General features: G+C 70.8%; 17 protein-coding genes. 10 read left to right on the forward strand and 7 right to left on the reverse strand.

Going from position 1 to position 20,281, the window contains the following annotated elements:
- Nucleotides 1-793 precede the first annotated feature (793 nt).
- Nucleotides 794-3,100 (forward strand): cellulose binding domain-containing protein, encoded by a 2,307-nt coding sequence (locus HHX35_RS20135; protein WP_182900292.1) that lies wholly within the window; start codon nt 794-796, stop codon nt 3,098-3,100.
- Between the two features lie 69 nt (nt 3,101-3,169).
- Here the strand turns inward: HHX35_RS20135 and HHX35_RS20140 are convergent, their stop codons facing one another.
- Nucleotides 3,170-3,604: an ester cyclase gene (locus HHX35_RS20140; protein ID WP_182900293.1), complete on the reverse strand. Its 435-nt coding sequence runs from the start codon at nt 3,602-3,604 to the stop codon at nt 3,170-3,172.
- A 255-nt stretch (nt 3,605-3,859) separates the two neighbouring features.
- Here HHX35_RS20140 and HHX35_RS20145 point away from each other — a divergent pair, with 255 nt between their 5' ends.
- Nucleotides 3,860-5,122 carry a site-2 protease family protein gene (locus HHX35_RS20145; RefSeq protein ID WP_182900294.1) on the forward strand — a complete coding sequence of 421 codons (1,263 nt, stop codon included), beginning with the start codon at nt 3,860-3,862 and terminating at the stop codon, nt 5,120-5,122.
- Nucleotides 5,123-5,180: 58 nt separating this feature from the next.
- Here the strand turns inward: HHX35_RS20145 and HHX35_RS20150 are convergent, their stop codons facing one another.
- Nucleotides 5,181-5,369 (reverse strand): hypothetical protein, encoded by a 189-nt coding sequence (locus HHX35_RS20150; protein ID WP_182900295.1) that lies wholly within the window; start codon nt 5,367-5,369, stop codon nt 5,181-5,183.
- Between the two features lie 205 nt (nt 5,370-5,574).
- Between HHX35_RS20150 and HHX35_RS20155 the strand changes: the two genes are divergently transcribed.
- Nucleotides 5,575-6,192, forward strand: a complete 618-nt coding sequence (locus HHX35_RS20155; RefSeq protein WP_139576789.1) for a sigma-70 family RNA polymerase sigma factor — start codon at nt 5,575-5,577, stop codon at nt 6,190-6,192.
- Between the two features lies 1 nt (nt 6,193).
- On the opposite strand, the gene HHX35_RS20160 is transcribed toward HHX35_RS20155, so the two are convergent.
- Complete coding sequence (locus HHX35_RS20160) at nt 6,194-6,562, reverse strand: hypothetical protein (protein ID WP_182900296.1); 369 nt, start codon at nt 6,560-6,562, stop codon at nt 6,194-6,196.
- A 24-nt stretch (nt 6,563-6,586) separates the two neighbouring features.
- Nucleotides 6,587-7,603: a DNA polymerase ligase N-terminal domain-containing protein gene (locus tag HHX35_RS20165; protein ID WP_182900297.1), complete on the reverse strand. Its 1,017-nt coding sequence runs from the start codon at nt 7,601-7,603 to the stop codon at nt 6,587-6,589.
- Between the two features lie 121 nt (nt 7,604-7,724).
- Here HHX35_RS20165 and HHX35_RS20170 point away from each other — a divergent pair, with 121 nt between their 5' ends.
- The 5 genes from HHX35_RS20170 to HHX35_RS42655 all read left to right on the forward strand — a co-directional run bounded on the left by HHX35_RS20170 (nt 7,725) and on the right by HHX35_RS42655 (nt 16,035).
- Nucleotides 7,725-9,494, forward strand: a complete 1,770-nt coding sequence (locus HHX35_RS20170; RefSeq protein ID WP_182900298.1) for a 5'-nucleotidase C-terminal domain-containing protein — start codon at nt 7,725-7,727, stop codon at nt 9,492-9,494.
- A 158-nt stretch (nt 9,495-9,652) separates the two neighbouring features.
- A complete protein-coding gene (locus tag HHX35_RS20175; protein WP_220505643.1) occupies nt 9,653-10,396 on the forward strand; it encodes a hypothetical protein in 744 nt (247 codons plus the stop codon).
- A gap of 86 nt (nt 10,397-10,482) precedes the next feature.
- Complete coding sequence (locus HHX35_RS44670; RefSeq protein ID WP_182900300.1) at nt 10,483-11,601, forward strand: DUF559 domain-containing protein; 1,119 nt, start codon at nt 10,483-10,485, stop codon at nt 11,599-11,601.
- On the forward strand, nt 11,594-12,334 hold the full coding sequence (locus tag HHX35_RS20185) for a hypothetical protein (RefSeq protein ID WP_182900301.1): 741 nt from the start codon (nt 11,594-11,596) through the stop codon (nt 12,332-12,334). The genes HHX35_RS44670 and HHX35_RS20185 overlap by 8 nt, the downstream gene beginning before the upstream one ends.
- Nucleotides 12,331-16,035: a helicase HerA domain-containing protein gene (locus HHX35_RS42655; RefSeq protein ID WP_259405198.1), complete on the forward strand. Its 3,705-nt coding sequence runs from the start codon at nt 12,331-12,333 to the stop codon at nt 16,033-16,035. Before HHX35_RS20185 ends, HHX35_RS42655 begins: the two co-directional genes overlap by 4 nt.
- Nucleotides 16,036-16,096: 61 nt before the next feature.
- Here HHX35_RS42655 and HHX35_RS20195 read toward each other — a convergent pair whose 3' ends face one another.
- Complete coding sequence (locus tag HHX35_RS20195) at nt 16,097-16,783, reverse strand: TetR/AcrR family transcriptional regulator (protein ID WP_182900302.1); 687 nt, start codon at nt 16,781-16,783, stop codon at nt 16,097-16,099.
- A 97-nt stretch (nt 16,784-16,880) separates the two neighbouring features.
- Between HHX35_RS20195 and HHX35_RS20200 the strand changes: the two genes are divergently transcribed.
- Entirely contained in the window at nt 16,881-17,927 is a 1,047-nt protein-coding gene (locus HHX35_RS20200) for an aldo/keto reductase (RefSeq protein WP_182900409.1), read from the forward strand.
- A gap of 62 nt (nt 17,928-17,989) precedes the next feature.
- On the opposite strand, the gene HHX35_RS20205 is transcribed toward HHX35_RS20200, so the two are convergent.
- Nucleotides 17,990-18,565 carry a hypothetical protein gene (locus tag HHX35_RS20205; RefSeq protein WP_182900303.1) on the reverse strand — a complete coding sequence of 192 codons (576 nt, stop codon included), beginning with the start codon at nt 18,563-18,565 and terminating at the stop codon, nt 17,990-17,992.
- Between the two features lies 1 nt (nt 18,566).
- Nucleotides 18,567-19,334 carry a DUF4239 domain-containing protein gene (locus tag HHX35_RS20210; protein WP_182900304.1) on the reverse strand — a complete coding sequence of 256 codons (768 nt, stop codon included), beginning with the start codon at nt 19,332-19,334 and terminating at the stop codon, nt 18,567-18,569.
- 148 nt (nt 19,335-19,482) lie between these two features.
- Between HHX35_RS20210 and HHX35_RS20215 the strand changes: the two genes are divergently transcribed.
- A complete protein-coding gene (locus tag HHX35_RS20215) occupies nt 19,483-20,145 on the forward strand; it encodes an SDR family oxidoreductase (protein WP_182900305.1) in 663 nt (220 codons plus the stop codon).
- Nucleotides 20,146-20,281: the final 136 nt, after the last annotated feature.

Here is a 20,281-nt window from a genome sequence, read left to right on the forward strand (position 1 = left end):
GGGTCGTTCCCACGGTGCCGTCACCCGCGCGCCGTGCTCGCGGTACGCGCGCTCCGGCTGGTCCGCGGGTGCTCGGCGGGCGTGGTGTCCTGCGGACGTGGTGCCGCAGTCTTGAATGGGACGGCGGGTCCCGTCAAGCAGATTGGTCAGATAAATCTGCTATCGCTTCGTCGTCAGCACCATCGCCTTCCTGATGACTTCTTCCTTCTGAAAGCTTCAGACCTATCGGGCGGCCGTGATTGCACTGCTGAATGCGCACTCGGGCGGGTATCTGAACCGTCTACGGGTCGAGAGTGAGTAAGACGAGGCCTCGAAAGTCATCAGATGAGTCGAGGAAGAGGACTGACGGATTGTCCGATCAGCTCCTGCGCTCGGCGTGTCGCACGAGAGGTCATATGTTTACGTTCACAAAGACGGGGGGCCGGACTGGCCTGTCCCCCACACTGAAAGTTTCAGTCGGACCCGACTCCTGTGATCGGGCATGTGGAACCCTCCAGACCCGCTGCGGACCCGCGTTTACCAGCGAGGTTCAGATAGTCGAACTTGTCGGATGACTGGGCTGCCCCGAGAGGCGCTGCGGGCCGATTGACCACAGCGCGGCATCCGGGTTGAGATGGCGCGCACTCCCGGCATGGCCGGAGGCGCGGACAGGTCTCCCTGCCCGCGTCCGCTCACCGGCCGGCCCGACCCCCGGAGGCCTGGCTTGGGTGAATCCCGATCACGCGCCCGGCGCGGTACGGGCGCCGTCACGGCTCTGCCGGCACCCCACTCGGCACCCCCTTCTGGAGTTCTGATGACGACACGACGAAGATCCGCTCTGGTCGCCGCCGTGGCCTCGGCCGCCGCGCTCGCGGGGGCCGGGGTCCTGCCGGCCCTGCCCGCCTCGGCTGCGGCGGGCTGCCGGGTGGACTACCAGGTGACCAACCAGTGGCAGGGCGGGTTCGGCGCCGCCGTCACGATCACCAATCTCGGCGACGCGATCGCCGGCTGGACGCTCACCTGGTCGTACACCGCCGGCCAGACCGTCACGCAGGCGTGGAACGCCACGGTCACCCAGAGCGGCGCGCAGGTCAGCGCGAAGGACGCCGGTTACAACGCCTCGATCCCCACCGGCGGCACGGCGTCGTTCGGCTTCAACGGCTCGTGGAACGACTCGTCCAACCCCGTGCCCGCGAGTTTCGCGCTCAACGGCACCACCTGCACCGGCGGGGTCACGAGCAGCCCCACTGCGAGTCCCAGCGCGAGTCCCAGCGCGAGTCCCAGCGCGAGCCCGACCCAGTCGCCCTCCGCGAGCCCCACTCCGAGCCCCACGCCCAGCCCTTCCGCGAGTCCCACGAGCATCCCCGCGGGCGCGCGGCAGATGGAGGACCTCAACCGCGGCCTGATCAGCGTGCGGTCGGGCAGCGGCAACCTGGTCTCCTGGCGCCTGCTCGGCACCGAGAGCATCGGCACGGGTTTCAACGTCTACCGGGGCTCGACGAAGCTGAACTCCTCGCCGATCACCAACTCCACGAACTACTTCGATTCCGGGGCCGCCGCCGACGCCGCGTACACCGTGCGGGCCGTGGTGAACGGCGCGGAGCAGGCGGCGTCGGAGACGTCGCTGCGCTTCACCGGCGGCGACCACCTCGACGTGCCCATCCAGCCGCCGTCCGGCGGCACCACACCCGACGGGGTGGCCTACACCTACAGCGCCAACGACGCGAGCGTGGGCGACCTCGACGGCGACGGACAGTACGAGATCGTCCTGAAGTGGGACCCGTCCAACTCCAAGGACAACTCCCAGTCCGGGTACACCGGCAACGTGTTCGTCGACGCGTACAAGCTCAACGGCACCCGCATGTGGCGGATCGACCTCGGCCGCAACATCCGCGCCGGCGCCCACTACACGCAGTTCCAGGTGTACGACTACGACGGCGACGGCAGGGCCGAGGTGGCGATGAAGACCGCCGACGGCACCAAGGACGGCACCGGGAGGGTCATCGGCAGTTCCTCGGCCGACTACCGCAACTCCTCCGGCTACGTCCTGTCCGGTCCCGAATATCTGACCATGTTCAACGGCCAGACCGGCGCCGCGATGTCCACGGTCAACTACGACCCGCCGCGCGGGACGGTCTCCTCGTGGGGCGACTCCTACGGCAACCGCGTCGACCGCTTCCTCGCCGCCACCGCCTACCTTGACGGCACCCGCCCGTCGCTGATCATGTCGCGCGGCTACTACACCCGTACGGTCATCGCGGCCTGGGACTTCCGCAACGGCTCGCTCGTCGAGCGGTGGAAGTTCGACTCCAACTCCGCCGGCAGCCAGTACACGGGGCAGGGCAACCACAACCTCGCCGTCGCCGACGTGGACGCCGACGGCAAGGACGAGATCGTCTTCGGCGCGATGGCGATCAACGACAACGGCTCGGCGCTGTGGAACACCCGCAACGGCCACGGCGACGCCCTGCACGTCGGCGACCTCGACCCGTCGCGCGCCGGGCTGGAGGTGTTCAAGGTGGACGAGGACACCAGCAAGCCCGCGGCGTGGATGGCCGACGCCCGCACCGGCTCGATCATCTGGAGCAACGCCTCCTGCGGCTGCGACAACGGCCGCGGCGTCTCCGACGACGTCTGGTCCGGCAGCCCGGGCGCCGAGTCGTGGTCGTCCGCCGTCAGCGGCGTCTACAACACCAAGGGGCAGAACGTCGGGCGCAAGCCGGGCTCGGCGAACTTCCTCGCCTGGTGGGACGCCGACCCCGTCCGCGAGTTGCTCGACGGCACCCACATCGACAAGTACGGCACGAGCGGCGACACCCGGCTGCTGACGGCCTCCGGGGTGCACTCCAACAACAGCACCAAGTCCACCCCGTCCCTGTCGGCCGACTTGTTCGGCGACTGGCGCGAGGAGGTCGTCTGGCCGACGAGCGACAACACCGCCCTGCGGATCTACAGCACGACCACGGCGGCGAGCCGCCAGATCTACACGCTGATGCACGACCCGGTATACCGGGCGGCGGTCGCCTGGCAGAACACCGCCTACAACCAGCCGCCCCACACGGGCTTCTTCCTCGGGGACGGCATGGCGACCCCCGCCAGGCCGAATATCTATCTGAGGTGAGCCCCCGGCGGCCGCGGACACACCTGGCGAGGTCCGCGGCCGCCGCCGCGCCGAGCACGCCAGAAGCGCTCAGCCCGGGGCCTCCGTGAGACACAGACCGAGCTGGGTGTACAGCTCCAACTGGTCGAAGTACTCCCTGTGGGTCTTGATCTTGCCGTCCTCGATGAAGGACGCGCAGGTGCCGCGGAAGGTGACCGGGCGACCGGTCCCCTCCAGTTCGCGCCCGCTCGGCAGCAGGAGAGGCCCACGGTGGGTGCCCGTGGCCGTCCACTCCACCATCAAGGGCGTCTCGCAGGTGACGGCTTCGTACCACACGATCAGCTGGAAGTCCGGAAAGCTCTTGAAGATCTGCTCGTACATCCACGCGATCTGCTCATGTCCCTCCGCCACACCGAAGGGCGAGACGAGGACGGCGTCCGGACTGAAGGTCTCGAGGACGCCCTCCAGATCGTGTTCGTTGAGCGCGTCGGCCAGCTGGCGTTTCACAGCCCATGAATCGGACATGACGACAGTCCTTCGACGGTCGGTACGTAACGCAGGCCAACAACTTTAGCCAGAGGCCGGTCAGGCGCTGCCCACGATTACGTCGCCGGAGCACCACGAGCGGGTTCCGGTTCTCACACGGCTACACGGTTTCCGCACGGCGGTTCCGGCGGCGTCCCGTTGACTTCGCGTCGGCGTCTCCAAGTCCCCGCCCTCCGCTTGACCTGCGCCTTTGTGGGTAGGCCAGTCACAGCGGAGGGCCGGGGGGGTGGCAGGATGCGATCGTCGATCAGTCTCGGCCGCGTGGGCGGGGTTCCGGTCGGGCTCAACATCAGCGTCGTCGTGATCGTCGTGATCCTGGTGATCGGGCTGGCCTTCGGCCGCTTCCCCATCGCCTTCCCCGGCCTCTCGACGGCGGCGTACGTGCTGGCCGCGGTGGTATCGGCCCTGCTCTTCCTGGCCTCGTTGCTCGCGCACGAGCTGGCCCACGCGATCGTCGCCAAACGGCACGGCCTGGAGGTCAACGGCATCACGCTCTGGCTGCTCGGCGGGGTGGCCGAACTGCGCGGGGAGCCCCGCTCCCCCGGCGCCGACCTCAAGATCGCCGGAGTGGGGCCGCTGACCAGCGTCGTGCTCGGCGGCCTCTTCGCCCTCCTGTCCTGGGGGGTTTCGGTCATCGGCGCACCGCCGCTGATCAGCGGGATGTTCGGCTACCTGGCCGCGGTGAACGTGCTGCTGGCCGTGTTCAACCTGGTGCCCGCCGCGCCGCTGGACGGCGGCCGGGTGCTGCGCGCCTTCCTGTGGGCGCGCTGGCACGACCGCCTGCGGGCCGCCGTGGCCGCCGCCCGGGCCGGCCGGGTCTTCGGCTACGTCCTGATCGCGATCGGCTTCCTCAACCTCGTCTCCGGTCTCAGCCTCCAGGGGTTCTGGCTGGCCCTGATCGGCCTGTTCCTGGTGAACGCGGCCACCGCGGAGGAGCAGCAGACGCAGATCGACGCCGCTCTGCACGGGATCACGGTTGGTGAGGTGATGTCGCGTGATCCGGTCGTCGCCCACCCCGACGAGACCGTGGCGGGCCTGGTCGACCGGCTCGTGCTGCGCCATCACCTGTCCACCTATCCGCTGCGGGACGACGACGGCCGGTTCGCGGGACTGGTGACGCTGGGCCGCGTCCGGCGCGTGCCACCCGACGACCGCGTGATCACCAGGTTGCGGGAGATCGCGTGCCCGCCGTCGGACGTGCCCACCGCCCGCCCCGGCGACCAGCTCACGGAGTTGCTCCAGCGGATGAGCGGGTGCACGGACGGCCGGGCCGTGGTGCTCGACGACGACGGTCACCTGGTCGGCCTGGTCACCCCCACCGACATCAGCCGGACCATCCAGACAGTGGACCTGCGGGCGCACGAGCCGTACCGGACGCCGCGCGGCGCCGACCTCGCCCCGCCGCCTCCCGGAGACCGCACCCCGGGCGGACCCTCTTCCGGCGGCCCCGCTCCCGGCGGCACGGTCCCGCCGGCCGGTCGCCGCGACGCCGCCTGAACGCCGCCTGAACGCCGCACCGACCATGCGTCATCCGGTGCGGGTCATTCGGCCCGGGTCACTCGTCGGCGGGCTCCTCGGCGTCGGCGGGTTTCTCGACGTCGTCCGGCGAGTCGGCGCCGGGGGCGTGCCAGTCGCCGGACGCGCCGCCGTCCAGGTCCGCGCCGGGCTCCACGTCGGGTGACTGCGCCAGCGGCGGCAGCCGGTCAGGGATCAGGTGCTCCGGCCCCGCGTTGTCCTTCGGCATGGCCTCCTCCTCGGGCTGCTGCCTCTCCGTCTTCGCGTACCCCCGGGTGGCGCGGGCATTCGGTCAGGTCGCAGGACGGGCCGCGGTAGCCGAAAACAGATGCGCGAGCCGTGTTGAAAGGGAGACCAGGGGTAGGCGGACGGTGCGACCGGACCGGACAAAGCGGTCGTAACTGATAGAGGCAGGCTCTCAAGGAGGTGGGGATATGACGATCGTCGACGACACGGCGGTCGAACGGCGGCGGCTGCGGTTCGAGCGGGACGCGCTGCCGTACATCGACCAGATCTACGCCGGCGCCCTACGGCTCGCTCGAAACCCCGCCGACGCCGAAGACCTGGTGCAGGACGTCTACATGCGGGCCTTCAGCAACTTCCACCAGTTCCGCGAGGGCACGAACCTGCGGGCCTGGCTGTACCGCATCCTGACCAACACCTACATCAACACCTACCGGAGGCAGCAGCGGCAGCCGCAGCGGTCCGCGACCGAGGACGTGGAGGACTGGCAGCTCGCCGAGGCGGCCTCGCACACCTCGTCGGGGCTCAAGTCGGCCGAGGTGGAGGCCCTGGAGGGGCTGCCCGACTCCCGGGTGAAGCAGGCGCTGCAGGAGCTGCCCGAGGACTTCCGGCTGGCGGTCTACCTCGCCGACGTGGAGGGCTTCGCCTACAAGGAGATCGCGCAGATCATGGACGTCCCCATCGGCACGGTCATGTCACGGCTGCACCGGGGACGCCGGCAGCTGCGGACCAAGCTGGAGGACTACGCCGCCGAACTCGGCCTGCTCCGGTCGGCGAGCGCCGCCGCACGGGACGGCGAGAAGACCTGACTCAGGCGTCCTCGCGCTCGGGGTTCTCCAGCCGGAAGAAGTTGCTCGGGCTGCCGTCCTTGCGGTGCTCCTGGTAGATGAAGTTGAGCTTGCGCTGCTCGAACGTCGTGAACCACTCGTCCCAGGAGATCTCCTTCAGGTCGCCGCCGCCGTAGCCCGGGAAGTCGAACCGGAGGACCCCTGGACGGCCCTCGTGCTCGGTGCCGGGGACGGTGGCGGGTTTGGCGTCCCGTTCCTCGGCCCAGCGCCTGATCACCTCGTGGTCGGTCGTGATCAGGCTGCGTCCCGGGCGCTCCTCGTGCTCCTCCGAGGAGGCGATCTCCTGCTCGTACTTGTGCTCGCCGGTGACCTGGTGGTGCTGCTCGGACATCTCGGCACCTCCCCCTCGTGCTCCCTACCCCGCGCCACCGGCCTTACCCTGAGGCCTTCCCGGCAGCCGCACCCAGGCGGGGGACTCCTCCCCCGGCGCGTACGCGGAGCCGAGGCGCTTGCCCACCACACCGGGCAGGCCCTGCTCGGCCGCCGCCCGCCTTACCGCGTCCACCTCCCCGGGCCAGGACGGCGCCGTCTGCCAGCGCGGCCCGTCGACCGCGAGGTCCTCCAGCCCCGCACGGCGGCGCTCGAACGGCTCGTCCAGCAACGACCGGCCGTCGTCGTAGAGCAGGTCGTAGGCGACGTAGACGGGAGTGCCCGCGAACGTGACGACCTCGCCGTCGAGCACGACGGCCCTGCTGCCGAACGCCGCGGCCAGCGGGCGCAGCCAGCGGTGCTCCCCGGTGACGTCCGCGCCGGCCGCGTCGCGCAGGGTGAGCCTGCCGCCCTCCACGTACGCGAGCGCCCGTGCACCGTCCCACCAGAACTCCCAGGCGTACGCCTCCGGGTCGCGCGGCACGCGGGCGCGGGTCATCGGCGTCATCGGCGCGAGCGAGGCGGGCGGAGGCGCCCACCGCCCGCTGGGCGGGTCCATCCGGTGGATCATCCAGTTGCGGCCCCGGGTCTGGAACAGCACGTAGCGGCCCGCGACCCGGGAGCCGCTCAGCACGATCTTGACCTCGCGGTCGCTCCACTTCTCGGTCGCGTAGTGGCCGCGGTCCCAGATCGTCATCGTGCCGCCGCCGTACTCGCCCCTGGGGATCTCGCCCTCGAACCGGGCGTACTCCATGGGGTGGTCCTCGGTGTGGACGGCGAGGTGGTTGGTCGCGGGGTCGGGCGGCAGGCCCTTGGGGATCGCCCAGGAGACCAGCACCCCGCCGCGCTCCAGGCGCAGGTCCCAGTGCAGGGACCTGGCGTGGTGCTCCTGGATGACGAACGTGTCGTCCTCGCCCCGCGGCAGCGGCCCTTCGGCGGGGACCGGCTCGCTGGTGCGCGTCGCGTCGCGCTTTGCCCGGTAGGTCTCGAGTTTGTCCGCCATCCCACTGGTCCTACCCACGACGTGGCTCCCCGTGGGTGACAGGCGTGTCACCTTGTAGCGACATGTCCGGTTAAGGACTTCGTGACCACTTGGTAATTGGGCATCACTATCGTCACCCAGCATGAGTTCAGCGATCAGGTTGACCGCGGGCGCCGGCGTCGTGGCCCTCGGTCTCCTCCTGCCCGGCACCCCCGCCACCGCGGCCCCGAGCCACACGGTCAAGATCACCGTCATGGCCAGCTCCGACATCCACGGGAACGCGCTCAACTGGGACTACTACAAGAACGCGGAGTACGACGACAGCGCGCACAACGACGTGGGCCTGGCGAAGATCTCGACGATGGTGTCGAAGATCAGGGCCGACCGCGGCGCCGACCACACCCTGCTGTTCGACTCCGGTGACACCCTCCAGGGCACGCCGCTGGACTACTACTACGCCAAGATCGAGCCGATCACCTCGACCGGCCAGGTCCACCCCATGGCGAAGGCCATGAACGCCATCGGGTACGACGCCGTGACGCTGGGCAACCACGAGTTCAACTACGGCCTGCCGCTGCTCGGCGCGTGGGTCAAGCAGATGAAGGCACCGGTCCTCGGCGCGAACGCCGTCTCCGCCGAGACCGGCCTGCCGGCCTACCAGCCGTACGTCATCAAGACCATGAAGGTGAAGGGCGAAAAGCCGATCAAGGTGGGCGTGCTCGGCCTCACCAACCCCGGCGTCGCGATCTGGGACAAGGCGAACGTCGACGGCAAGCTGAGGTTCCTCGACCTCGTCGAGACCGCCAAGAAGTGGGTGCCGGTCATCCGCGGTCTCGGCGCCGACGTGGTCCTGGTCACCGCCCACGCGGGTGACAACGGCCTGTCGTCCTACGGCTCGGACCTGCCGGTGGAGAACGCCGCCGCCATGGTCGCCGAGCAGGTGCCCGGCGTCGACGCCGTCCTGTTCGGCCACGCGCACAACGACGTGCCGCAGCGCTTCGTGACCAACAAGGTCACCGGGCAGCAGGTGCTGCTGACCGAGCCCAGCAAGTGGGGCCAGCGCCTCAGCGTCGTCGACTTCACGCTCGCCAAGGAGCGCGGGAAGTGGACGGTGACCGGCAAGTCGTCCACCACGCTCAACACCAACACCGTGGCCGAGGACCCGAAGATCGTCGCGCTCGTGAAGGAGTCGCACGACAAGACGGTCGGCTACGTCAACAAGGTCATCGCCCAGTCCACCCAGGAGCTGTCGGCGGCCGAGTCGCCGTACAAGGACACGCCGATCCTCGACTACATCCAGAAGGTCCAGACCGACCTCGTCGGCAAGGCCATCGCCGGCACCGCCGACGCCTCGCTGCCCGTGCTGTCGATCGCCGCGCCGTTCAGCCGCACCGCCGTGTTCCCGGCCGGGCCGGTCAGCGTCCGCGACATGGCCGGGCTGTACGTCTATGACAACACGCTGCTCGGCATCAAGCTGAACGGCGCCCAGATCAAGGACTTCCTGGAGTATTCGGCGAAGTACTTCGCCCAGGTCGCCCCGGGCGCGCCGATCGACCTCGGCACGCTCACCAACGCCGGCGGCACGCCCGACTACAACTACGACCAGCTCTCCGGCGTGACGTACGACATCGACATCTCCAAGCCGGTCGGCCAGCGCATCGTCGGCCTGTCCTACCAGGGCAAGCCCGTCACCGCCGACCAGCAGTTCGTCGTGGCCATCAACAACTACCGCCAGTCGGGCGGCGGCGGCTTCCCGCACGTCTCGACCGCCCCCGTGGTCTACAACGCCCAGGTGGAGATCCGCCAGGCGCTGATCGAGTACGCCGCCGCGAGCGGCACCATCGACCCGGCGACGTTCGCCGAGGCGAACTGGAAGCTCGTCCGCGACGGGGTTCCCGTCTTCGAGAAGTGACGAGCTTCTTCGGGTGACGAGTGGGGGTGGTCCGCGTCCCGGACCACCCCCTTTCTACTGAGCGGTCGTACTCAGGCGATCCGGGTGATCCCACTCATGCCCGCGCGCCGATCCTGCGGCGACACTGACGTGTCCGAACGCCGACGGAAAGGATGGCCGTGAGCAGAAGCGGGATCGTCTTTCTCGCGATCGTCTCCACGATCGCGGGGATCGTCCTGGTCTACGTGGTGGACGTACCACTGCCGGTGGTCGTCTCGCTGGGCTTCGGAGCGCTGTGCCTGCTCTGGCTGATCGTGCTCCTGACGGTGCCGTGGAACCTGTACTTCCAGGCCCATGCCCTGATCCATGAGATACGTGTCAGCCGTGAACGCGGGGTGGAGGTCTCGCCGGAGCGCGAGGCGGAGGCCCGCCGCATCGCGATGCGCATGCGCAGAGCGGCCGTCGCCGCCCACCTGCTGTCGGCCGCCCTGCTCGCGGCCGTCACCTACTTCTCCGGCGAGACCGTCGGCTACTACTTCGCCGTCTTCTACCTGATCGCCACGTTCTTCAGGCCGGCCGGGGCCTGGTTCTCCCACCTGCGCAACCGCATGACCACGATGCTGGAGGAGGTCCGGTATCCGCGCGAGGACGTCGTCACGCTCGTCGAGCGAGTCACAGCGCTTGAGGTGCGGGCCGAGGAGTCCGAGGCCAGGGCCGCCGAACTGGCCGAGCGCCTCGACGCCCTCACCTCGGAGACGCGCGCCGGGTTCCACGCCGCCACCGCGCGCGGGGACGACCTCGACCGCCGGCTCGACGCCATGGGCAGGAAGTTCGAGGACTCCCTCAGCCGTCTCACCGACAACCAGGAGGTCCTGTCGGGCATCAAGGCGTTCCTCCGCCTGATCAGATCCGAGACCGGATAATTCCGATTTTGTGGACGGTCCTGCCACTGCCCGATACCCTCTGCCGGGTCGAGATTGTTGGATCTTCAACGACAGGCGGGGACGGCGTGGCACGCTCGTGGAGGGAGATTCCCACGGGCCGGGTCGTGCACCTGCACGCGGGCGGGGACGTGCACTTGCACGCAGGTGAGAACGTGCACCTGCACGCGGGCGGGGACGTGCACCTGCACGGCGACCCGGACGCCGTCGCCCTGGCGGTCGACCCCCTGCCCGATGACGCGCCCGCGCTGGTCACCTACGTGCCCCGCCTGGCCGGGACCCCCGCGGACGTGGTCGCCGACGTACTGGGGGAACTGGAGTCCGCCGCGCTGGCGATGTTCCCCGCCTGGCTGCCCGATGCGGACGGCATCACCGGACCCGGCGGCGCGGCCGTCCCCGCCGTTCGCGCCCTCGCCCTGCGTACGGGCTCCGCCACCAGGCACTTCGCGCCCTTCCTCGCCCACCTGGCGGAACGCGCCCTGCGCGGTCAGGCTCGGGGAGACTTCCCGCCCGAAATCCGTGCCGCCGGGCTGGCCCGGGTGCTCCGTTCGGGCTACCGGCGGCCGGAGGCCGCGATCCTCGTACGGGTTCCCTCCGGGCTCTCGCCTGCCGCCGAGGAGGTGCTGGTCGCGGCGTGCGAATGGCTGGCCCACCACGGCGGGTTCGGCGTCTGGCTCATCGGGCCGCCGCCGCGCTCCGTCGACCGGATCGAGACCATGGCCGCCCCGATCCCCGAAGAGGTCGCGGCGCTCGCCCGCGAGATCACTTCCGGCGGTGCCGTGGAGTCTCCGCTGCCGGCGCTCGCCTTCCCGCCTCTGGCCGGATCGCCGCACCCGGCCAGCGCCGCCGAGCGGCGGTTGGAGGCGGCACTGTCGCCGTGCGCCTGGGCGGCGGGCCGCGAGTGGAACCAGCTCCACGCCTCAGGACCGCTCAGCAATCCGATCCGCGTCGACCTGCTCTGGCGCGCCGAGCGATGCGTGGTCGAGATCGACGGCCCCGAGCATCTCCGGCCCCTCCGCCTCGCCGCGGACAGACAGCGCGACCTGCGCCTCCGCCGGGACGGCTACGCCGTCCGCCGCTTCACGAACGAGCAGGTGCTGGAACGCCTCGGCACCGTGCTCGCCGAGTTGGAGCGCTTCCTCCACCAGTGCCGCCATGGAACGCTCGAAGGGTCACTCCATGCCTGACAACACCCTCTCCCAGCGTGAGACCGCCATCCTCTTGCTGCTCATGGCCGAGGCCCGCGAGTTCACGAACCCGGAACTCAAGGACCAGTTCGGCCTGGAAATCAGCAAGGCCGAACGCCAGCACCTGCACCAGCTCAAGTTGATCGAGGTCGGAAAGAGAGGGCAGGCGTTCACGCACGCGTTGACGGACGACGGCTGGGCCAGAGCAGCCGAGATCTTCCGCGAGGGCGTCCCCAGGTCCGGCCGTCTCGCGGCACGGGCACTTGAAGCGGTCGTCCGGGCCATGGTCTCCGGCCTCCAGCGGCACATCGCCCGGAGCGAGAACAGCCTCGCCGAGATCTTCGGGCGGGAGGAGGACCTCGTCCCCGCGAACACCGGAGAACCGGTTGCGGAACCGCCCGCCTCCGAGCCGGCGGCAGCACCGATCGCGATCGTGGAAACGCCGGCCGCGAGCGTGCCCGCGTCCACGTCCGACGACATCGAGACGATGATCCGCAAGGCGTACGCGCAGCTCGCCGACAAGCCGAACGCCTGGGTCAGCCTGACCCGGCTGCGTCCGTTGCTCGGCGATGCCCCCAGGGACGAGGTCGACGCCGCCTTCCGCCGGATGATCGGGCTCCCCGACGTACGCCTGGTGCCCGAGTCCAACCAGAAGATGCTCACCGACGAGGACAGGAGCGCGGCTGTCGTGATCGGGGACCAGGCCAAGCACCTCATCTTGATCGGAGCATGATGACGAGCGACGAACTCGACGCCCTTCGGGCCCTGCGGTTCAACTACACGCGGGTCGCCGACGACGTGTGGCGCCCGTTGCCGTTCCATGTCGAGGGGATGCATCGGGACGCCGCGCAGGTCATCCTCGACGGTCTGCTGGAGGCGGAGGAGAGCGTCGCCGCGAGCCCCATAGGCGTCGCGATACAGGGCCAGCGGGGGACGGGTAAGACACACCTCCTCGGCTGGGTGCGCGAGAAGGTACACGAAGAGGACGCCTACTTCTTCCTGGTCAGCCTGCTCGACGCGAAGGACTTCTGGGAGAGCGTGCTGCTCTCCATGCTCGACAGCCTCTCCCGGCCGCTGGCCGGGGACGGCAGTCAGCTGAGGGAACTCTTGTGGCGCCTCTGCGTGCTCGCCGAGGTGCCACAGGCGGCACGGGGCCCGATCATCGGCGACGTCCCCCTGTCCCGGGCTGACCTGGATGCCTTCATCGACGCCCTGCGCCGATACGACCCGCACGTCGGCCGTGAGGTGCAGGACACCGCACGGGCCCTCACCCTGCGGGCTTCGCATGGCCTGGCGGCGCAGGACATCGGTGACGCCTACCTCATCTCGGCGCCGCAGGGAGAGCCCGGCGAGCGCGCGGGATGGGGGTTCCGGACCGTCGAGAAGACACCGCAGGAGATGGTCCACGACCTGTCCAGACTTCTCGCACTGACCGGTCCCACCGTCATCGCCGTGGACCAGGTCGACACGCTGATCGCCCAGTCCGCCACCCTCACCGGGGGCGGATCGGCGGAGGACCCGGAGCACCGCAGGACGATCGAACGCGTCGCGGGTGGTCTGATGACACTTCGCGAGGTGACCCGCCGCACGCTGACGGTCCTGTCCTGCCTCCCCCTCACATGGACGTTGATCGAAGAGCATGCCACCGACACCGTCCAGGACCGCTTCCGGATGACCCTGCCGCTGGGGACGATCCCGGACGCGGAGACGGGCCGGGCGCTGATCGAGAAGCGGTTCAGTGCGCAGTACGGGACGGTCGGGTTCACGCCGCCGTATCCGACCTGGCCGGTGAAGCCTGAGGCGTTCGAGGAGGCGAACCAGTACACGCCTCGCCAGTTGCTCATCCGGATCGACACGCATGTGCGGTCGTGCCTGGCGAGCGGGCAGGTCGCGGAGCTGGAACGGCTGACCGGCTCCCAGCCCACCAAGGTCATTACCACAAAGCAGCGCCCGAGACCGGGACCGGGACCGGACTTCGGCGAGCTCGACAGGCGCTTCGCGGAGTTGCGGCAGCGGGCGGACGTGGTGGAGGCGCTGGACCCGATCACGGAGGACGCCGTGATGCCGGGACTGCTGTCGGCCGGGCTGTCCGCCTGGATCGCCGAGCAGGGCGAGGACGGACGCCTGTTCGCCCAGGACCCGCCTCCGAGCACGAAGCCGCCCCTGCACGCCCGCCTGCGGCGGACCCTGGACGAGGCGACGGAGAACGAGGCCCACTGGTGTTTCCGGGCCATCTCCGCGTCCCATCACACCGCCGCGCTCAACCGGCTGAAGGCCGCGTCCACGGCGGCCGGGCTCGACGATCGGATACCCGCGCGCAAACTCTTCGTGCTCAGGAACCAGAGCTGGGCGAAGGGGCCCGCCACCCAGGAGACTCTGGCCGCCTTCGAGCAGGCGGGGGGCCGTGTCCTCCAGGTCGAGGAGAACGACCTGAGGATCTTCTCGGCTCTTCGCACCCTGCTGACCGAAAACCCGGCGGACCTCCAGGCATGGCTCGTCTCCCGCAAGCCGACGAACGAGGTGAAGCTGTTCGCCGAGGCGCTGAGCGACGCGGCCGTTCCGAGCGTGTCCAGCACCGGGAGCGGGAGGTCCTCGCGGCCGGCCCGGTCGCCGGACCGCCCCCGGCGCACCGCCAATCCCGAGCGGCGTCTGCTCCGCCGAGAGGCGGTGCCGGGACTCACGCCGCTGCCGATGGCCGAAACGCCGTCACCGGACGCCGTCACCATGTCATCCCCGGCCACCGGCACCGCGCCCTCACCAGCCTCCGGCGCCGCGCCGCCCGCGACCGCCGGCGATGCGCTGTCTCCGGCCTTCGGCGATATGCCGTCTCCCGCCGCCGGCGATGCGCTGTCTCCGGCCTTCGGCGATATGCCGTCTCCCGCCGCCGGCGATGCGCTGTCTCCGGCCTTCGGCGATGTGCCGGAACGTGTCGGTGCGAGCGTCGCGTTTCCCGGCGGCGTAACCCTCGGCCCGGCCGTTCCCGATCTGCAGGTCTGGCCGCCTCTGCCCTCCCCCGAGGCATCGCCGGTCGAAGCGCCGTCCGCGGAGGTGCCGGCTGTGGAGACGCCGGTCGCGGAGACGCCGGTCGCGGAGGTACCGGCTGTGGAGACGCCGGTCGAGGCGTCCTTTACGGAGATGCCGGCGGCGGAGGCAGCGGCCGTTCCGCGTCCGCGCAGGCCGCTGTCGGCGGACGAGGCCCCGGCCGCTCCGTACCTGACGATCGGGGCGGCGACCTCGGACGACCGGCCGGTGCGGATTCCGCTGGAGACCCTGCGCAAGCATGCGGCGATCTTCGCCGGCTCGGGCTCCGGCAAGACGGTGCTGATCCGCCGCCTCGTGGAGGAGTGCGCCCTTCAGGGGGTCTCGGCGATCGTCCTCGACGCGAACAACGACCTCGCGCGGCTCGGCGACCGGTGGCCGGAGCCGCCGCCGGAGTGGGGCGAGGGCGACGCTGCCAGGGCCGACGACTACCTGGCGAACACCGATGTGGTCATCTGGACGCCGCGCAAGGAGTCGGGACGCCCGCTGAGCTTCCAGCCACTACCCGACTTCGCCGGCGTCGCCGACGACCCGGACGAGTTCGGCGAGGCGGTGGACGCCGCCCTCGCCGCGCTCGTGCCCCGGGCGAAGCTGGAGGCCAAGACGGCCAGGGCCCATCTCGGCCAGGCGGTGCTCCGCGAGGCCGTCGCCCACTACGGACGGCGCGGCGGCACGGGACTGGGCGGCCTGATCGCCCTGCTCGACGACCTTCCTGACGGCGTGAGCAGTCTCGAAGGCGCGCCCAGGCTCGCGACCGAGATGGCCCAGCACCTCAGGGCGGAGACGATCAGCGATCCCCTGTTCGCGGGGACCGGGACGCCCGTCGATCCGGGCGTCCTGCTGACGCCGCCGGAGGGCAGGCGGGCCCGCGTCTCGGTGATCAGCCTCACCGGCATGGCCTCCGACGCCCAGCGGCAGGGCTTCGTCAACCAGCTGCAGATGGCGCTGTTCTCCTGGATCAAGCGGCATCCCGCCGGAGACCGGCCGCTCGGCGGGCTGTTCGTGATGGACGAGGCCCAGACGTTCGCGCCGTCGGGGACGGCGACCGTGTGCACCCAGAGCACGCTCGCCCTCGCCGCGCAGGCCCGCAAGTACGGCCTCGGGCTGGTGTTCGCCACCCAGGCGCCGAAGGGCCTGCACAACCGGATCACGGGCAACGCCGCCACCCAGTTCTTCGGCCTGCTCAACGCGCCGGCCCAGATCACGGCGGCGCGGGAGCTGGCCAGGGCCAAGGGTGGCGACGTCCCCGACGTGGCGCGGCTGCGGTCCGGCCAGTTCTACGCGGCGTTCGAGGGCGGGTCGTTCACGAAGGTCCGTACGCCGCTGTGCCTGAGTCACCACCCGAGCAGCCCCCTGACGAGCGAGGAGGTCGTGGCCCGGGCGAACCGGTCCTGAATGAGAGCGCGCGGAGCCGGCGCCGTCCTCGGACGCGACGCCGGCTCCGCTGCACCGGTGATCAGTCCGCGGGGTCTTTCCGCTGCTCTGCCCTGGGAATCCGGCTGGGCGGGGTGACCGGCCGGCCGTAGAGGATCGACACCCAGGCGTTGGTGAGAGCGTCGACGAGGACCTCCTCGTCGTCGAACGGGGGGACACCGGCCGCGGCCAGATAGTAGAGCCGTTCACCCATCCAGGTCAGCGACGCGGCGACGGCGCGCACGTCCATGTCCCCGAGCCGCCTGCGGGCCTGCGGGTCGGACTCGATCCGGGCCACGGCGGCGTCGGTGAACAGGTTCATCTGTTCCAGCCAGAGGGCTCGCAGCCCCTCGTCCGAGCCCTGGCTCTCCACGATCGCCATGAGGACGCCCGCGTTGTCGCGCCACAGCCGGGCACCGTCCCGCACCCCCGCACGCAGCGCGGCGACGGGGTCCTGCGACCCGCCGATCCACGGGGCCGCCGCCTGCTGCCCCTGCGCCACGGCGTCGCGCACCAGCTCACCGAGCACGGCCTGCTTGCTCGGGAAGTAGAAGTAGAAGCTGGCCCGGGAGACCTCCGCGGCGGTGAGGATGTCGGCGACGCTGAGGGTGTCGAAGCGGCGCTCCCGCAGCAGCTCGCGGGTCGCGGACAGGATCCGCTCCCGCAACCCGGTGGACGCCGGCTCCGCGGCCGATCTACGGGCCGACTTCGCGCCGGGCTTCAGAGGCATGCCCCTCAGGATACCGACGTGCTGTACGGACGCCTTGTACAGACACAATGTCCATACACGGTGTATGGTGCCCTTCATGACAAGTGCAGACATCGGTATGAGGTATCGCACCTTGGGCACGAGCGGTCTTCGGGTGTCCGAACTGATCCTGGGCGCGATGACCTTCGGAGAGCAGGGCGGGGTCGGCGCGCCGGCGGCGGAGTGCCGGCGGATGCTCGACCTGTACGCCGAGGCCGGTGGCAACATGATCGACACGGCCGTCAACTACCGCGACGGAGCCAGTGAGGAGATCCTCGGCGAGCTGCTCGAGGGCAGGCGCGAGTCGTTCGTCCTCGGCACGAAGTACACCGTCTCCCGCGACCGCTCCGACCCGAACGCCGGGGGGAACCACAGGAAGAACCTCCGGGCCTCCCTGGAGACCAGCCTGCGCCGGCTGCGTACGGACTACCTCGACCTCTATTGGGTGCACATGTGGGACCGTGACACGCCCATCGAGGAGACCATGCGCGCGCTGGACGACGCCGTCCAGGCCGGCAAGGTGCTGTACGTGGGGATCTCCGACGCCCCCGCCTGGGTCGTGGCCCGCGCCAACACCCTCGCCGAGTGGCGCGGCTGGAGTCCCTTCATCGGCCTGCAGGTGCCGTACAGCCTGCTGCAACGTGACATCGAACGGGAACTGCTCCCCATGGCCGAGTCCCTCGGGCTCGGCGTCACGGCGTGGAGCCCGCTCGGCGGCGGGGTGCTGTCCGGCAAGTACACGCTGTCCGGTGAGGACACCCGCCCGGACGGGGCCGTGCCCACGGGACGGCTGAAGGCCGAGTCGCTCTCGGCCCGCGACCACGCCGTCGCCCGGGCCGTTCAGGAGGCCGCCGACGACCTCGGCGCGACCCCGGCACAGGTCGCGATCGCGTGGACGATGAGCCGCTCTCCCGCCGTCCATCCGATCGTCGGGGCGCGTTCCGCCGACCAACTGCGGGGCAATCTCGCCGCCGCCGGCCTCGCCCTCCCCCCTGAAGTGCGCACCCGCCTGGAGCATGCCACCGAGTTCACCCTCGGATTTCCCGGCGACTTCATCGCCCAGACCTCGCCGTGGGTGTTCGGCGCCGCGCTCATCGACCCCCCTTCCGGCGCAATCCGGCGATGAGGGCCGCGTCAGCGCCTGCCGCCCACTTCGTTCTCCGGCCCGGCGTCGCCGCCCGTGTCCTCCTACCGGCGGAAGGCTGCGGCACCGGCGGCGGCGATCGCCACCGACAGGACCACGACGACCGTGAGCGTCCCCAGGGGGTTGCGGTGCCGTACGGGCGCGATCGCGCGCATGGCCGGCACGCGGGCAACCGGTGACCTCGACGGCGACGGGGCGGGACGCGGCGTCGCACGAGGGCGGGGGGACGGCACCGCCACGGGCGGCCGGGGCGCGACCGCCACCCGATGCGGAGAGTGCCGGGGCGCCGGGGCGGGCTTCTCGGGAGCCGGCGCCGGAGGCTCCGGGGAGGGTGCCGGCGGCGGGACGGGCGTCGGCGGCGTGCAGCCGGGCCCTCCGATGCCGACCTCGGCGTGCAGGTCGACGATCACGTCGACGTCGACGCAGACGCCGACCCGCAGGCCCGGTCCATCCGGATCGTCGGCCGTGGAAGACGCGCCGGCGGCTGCCCGCACCGGCGCGGGAAGCGCGGCGGCCGACGTGGCCCAGGTCAGGGTCGCACAGGTCAGGGTGGCACAGGTCAGCACGGCACCGGCGCGGACGAGCGCGACGGCCACGCGCGGGCCCGCCGTCCTGCCCATGTCAGCGGCCCTCGGGGATCCGCTGGAACTCGTGCAGGGCGCTCACGAACGCGTCGGGCTTCACCGCCAGGCCACCGCTGAAGGGGTGGGAGATGTTCCAGGCGAGATAGACGCCGACGCCGAGCAGGACCGCCATCGCCGTCAACGGCACGAGCGTGAGCCCCCGGGGACGGGCCCCGGCCAGGAACGGGAAGACGACGACGAGGACGCCCGTGAGGACCGTCAGCAGCATGACGCCGGGAGGCAGCGCGGTGCCCGCGTCGGCGGCGCGCTGCCTGCGGGCGGCGAACAGGTCCGCCATCCGCTCCAGCACCGCGTCCTTCGCGTCGCGCGCCTCGTCGGTCGTGGCCGGCAGTTCGGTCACCCGGGCGCGCAGCGACTCCAGCCGCGCCGTCCCCTCGGTGCCGAGGCGCCCGGCCGCCATCTGCGGCCACTCGTCCTCGAGGACGTATCTCGCGTACTCGCGCAGTCCCTCGCGCACCTGGGCGGCGTCGGGGGCGGGGAGCGGCGCGGCGGCCCAGTAGGCCTCCACGAGCGCCTGGGTCTCCGAGTAGGTGTTCTGCCGCGCCGAGTCGGCCGAGGTCCACGGCACGACGATCGCGATGGCGAACACGAGCAGGAACAGCGAGGAGAGCATCGACCCGGCGTGACCGGCGGACGTGCCGCCGGGATCGCGATCGTCGGTGCCCCGGCCCAGCGCGCGGAACAGAAGGGCCGCCACGGCCACCAGCCCGACGGCCGCCGCGACCGCGAGTACGCCCATGAGCATGTCGTCTCCACAGACACTTTGCTGATTACTAGTAGTGACATGACTATCACAAGAAGTAACCATTGACCAGTGAAGACGGGCAAGTGACGGCGCGGCCTGCCCGGGCGGCCGGGAGGGGTCGTGGCAGGATCGGCGCGGAGGTGAGCGCATGCGCGTGGTGATCGCGGGCGGACACGGGAAGATCGCCCTTCGGCTGGCACGCCTGCTGAGCGGGCGGGGCGACGCGCCGGTGGGGCTGATCCGCAACCCGGATCAGGTCGCGGACGTGGAGGCGGCCGGCGCCGAGGCGGTGCTGTGCGACCTGGAGCGGACCGCGCCGGAGAAGGTGGCCGAGATCCTGCGGGGAGCCGGAGCCGTCGTCTTCGCGGCCGGGGCGGGGCCCGGCAGCGGCGCCGCGCGCAAGTTCACGGTGGACCAGGGCGCCTCGGTGCTGCTCGCCGACGCGGCCGGGCGGGCCGGCGTGTCCCGCTTCGTCCAGATCTCCTCGATGGGCGCGGGATCGCCGCCCGCGCCGGGGAGCGACGAGGTCTGGACGGCCTACATCACCGCGAAGACGGCGGCGGAGGAGGACCTGCGCGCCCGCCCGCTCGACTGGACGATCCTGCGGCCGGGGCGGCTCACCGACGGGCCGGGGACCGGCCTGGTGACGCTGGCCGATCCGCCGCTTCCCTCCGGGGCGGTGCCGCGCGACGACGTCGCCGCCGTGATCGCCGCGCTGATCGACGCCCCGGAGACGCGGCATCGCGTCCTCGAACTCATCGGCGGAGGCGTGCCCGTCGCCGAGGCCGTACGGCTCGTGCTGATGCGGTGACGGAGAAGGGCCTACCCGGGACCGTTACTCATATCGGCCCCACATGACAAGAGGCGCTAAATACCCAATTAGGCACTAAGCCATCTCGTTGCGGAAAAATCCCGAATTTGGGGGGTTCATGCACCTTGACGACCTT

The sequence above is a fragment of the Microbispora sp. H10830 genome (assembly GCF_014161375.1).
GTDB classification, from domain to species: Bacteria; Actinomycetota; Actinomycetes; order Streptosporangiales; family Streptosporangiaceae; genus Microbispora; species Microbispora catharanthi.

What these genes read in the sequence shown, in the direction of transcription:
- HHX35_RS20135 (WP_182900292.1), top strand. Translation starts at nt 794, where the DNA reads ATGACGACACGACGAAGATCCGCTCTGGTCGCCGCCGTGGCCTCGGCC.
- HHX35_RS20140 (WP_182900293.1), bottom strand. Translation starts at nt 3,604, where the DNA reads ATGTCCGATTCATGGGCTGTGAAACGCCAGCTGGCCGACGCGCTCAAC.
- HHX35_RS20145 (WP_182900294.1), top strand. Translation starts at nt 3,860, where the DNA reads ATGCGATCGTCGATCAGTCTCGGCCGCGTGGGCGGGGTTCCGGTCGGG.
- HHX35_RS20150 (WP_182900295.1), bottom strand. Translation starts at nt 5,369, where the DNA reads ATGCCGAAGGACAACGCGGGGCCGGAGCACCTGATCCCTGACCGGCTG.
- HHX35_RS20155 (WP_139576789.1), top strand. Translation starts at nt 5,575, where the DNA reads ATGACGATCGTCGACGACACGGCGGTCGAACGGCGGCGGCTGCGGTTC.
- HHX35_RS20160 (WP_182900296.1), bottom strand. Translation starts at nt 6,562, where the DNA reads ATGTCCGAGCAGCACCACCAGGTCACCGGCGAGCACAAGTACGAGCAG.
- HHX35_RS20165 (WP_182900297.1), bottom strand. Translation starts at nt 7,603, where the DNA reads ATGGCGGACAAACTCGAGACCTACCGGGCAAAGCGCGACGCGACGCGC.
- HHX35_RS20170 (WP_182900298.1), top strand. Translation starts at nt 7,725, where the DNA reads ATGAGTTCAGCGATCAGGTTGACCGCGGGCGCCGGCGTCGTGGCCCTC.
- HHX35_RS20185 (WP_182900301.1), top strand. Translation starts at nt 11,594, where the DNA reads ATGCCTGACAACACCCTCTCCCAGCGTGAGACCGCCATCCTCTTGCTG.
- HHX35_RS42655 (WP_259405198.1), top strand. Translation starts at nt 12,331, where the DNA reads ATGATGACGAGCGACGAACTCGACGCCCTTCGGGCCCTGCGGTTCAAC.
- HHX35_RS20195 (WP_182900302.1), bottom strand. Translation starts at nt 16,783, where the DNA reads ATGCCTCTGAAGCCCGGCGCGAAGTCGGCCCGTAGATCGGCCGCGGAG.
- HHX35_RS20200 (WP_182900409.1), top strand. Translation starts at nt 16,881, where the DNA reads ATGAGGTATCGCACCTTGGGCACGAGCGGTCTTCGGGTGTCCGAACTG.
- HHX35_RS20205 (WP_182900303.1), bottom strand. Translation starts at nt 18,565, where the DNA reads ATGGGCAGGACGGCGGGCCCGCGCGTGGCCGTCGCGCTCGTCCGCGCC.
- HHX35_RS20210 (WP_182900304.1), bottom strand. Translation starts at nt 19,334, where the DNA reads ATGCTCATGGGCGTACTCGCGGTCGCGGCGGCCGTCGGGCTGGTGGCC.
- HHX35_RS20215 (WP_182900305.1), top strand. Translation starts at nt 19,483, where the DNA reads ATGCGCGTGGTGATCGCGGGCGGACACGGGAAGATCGCCCTTCGGCTG.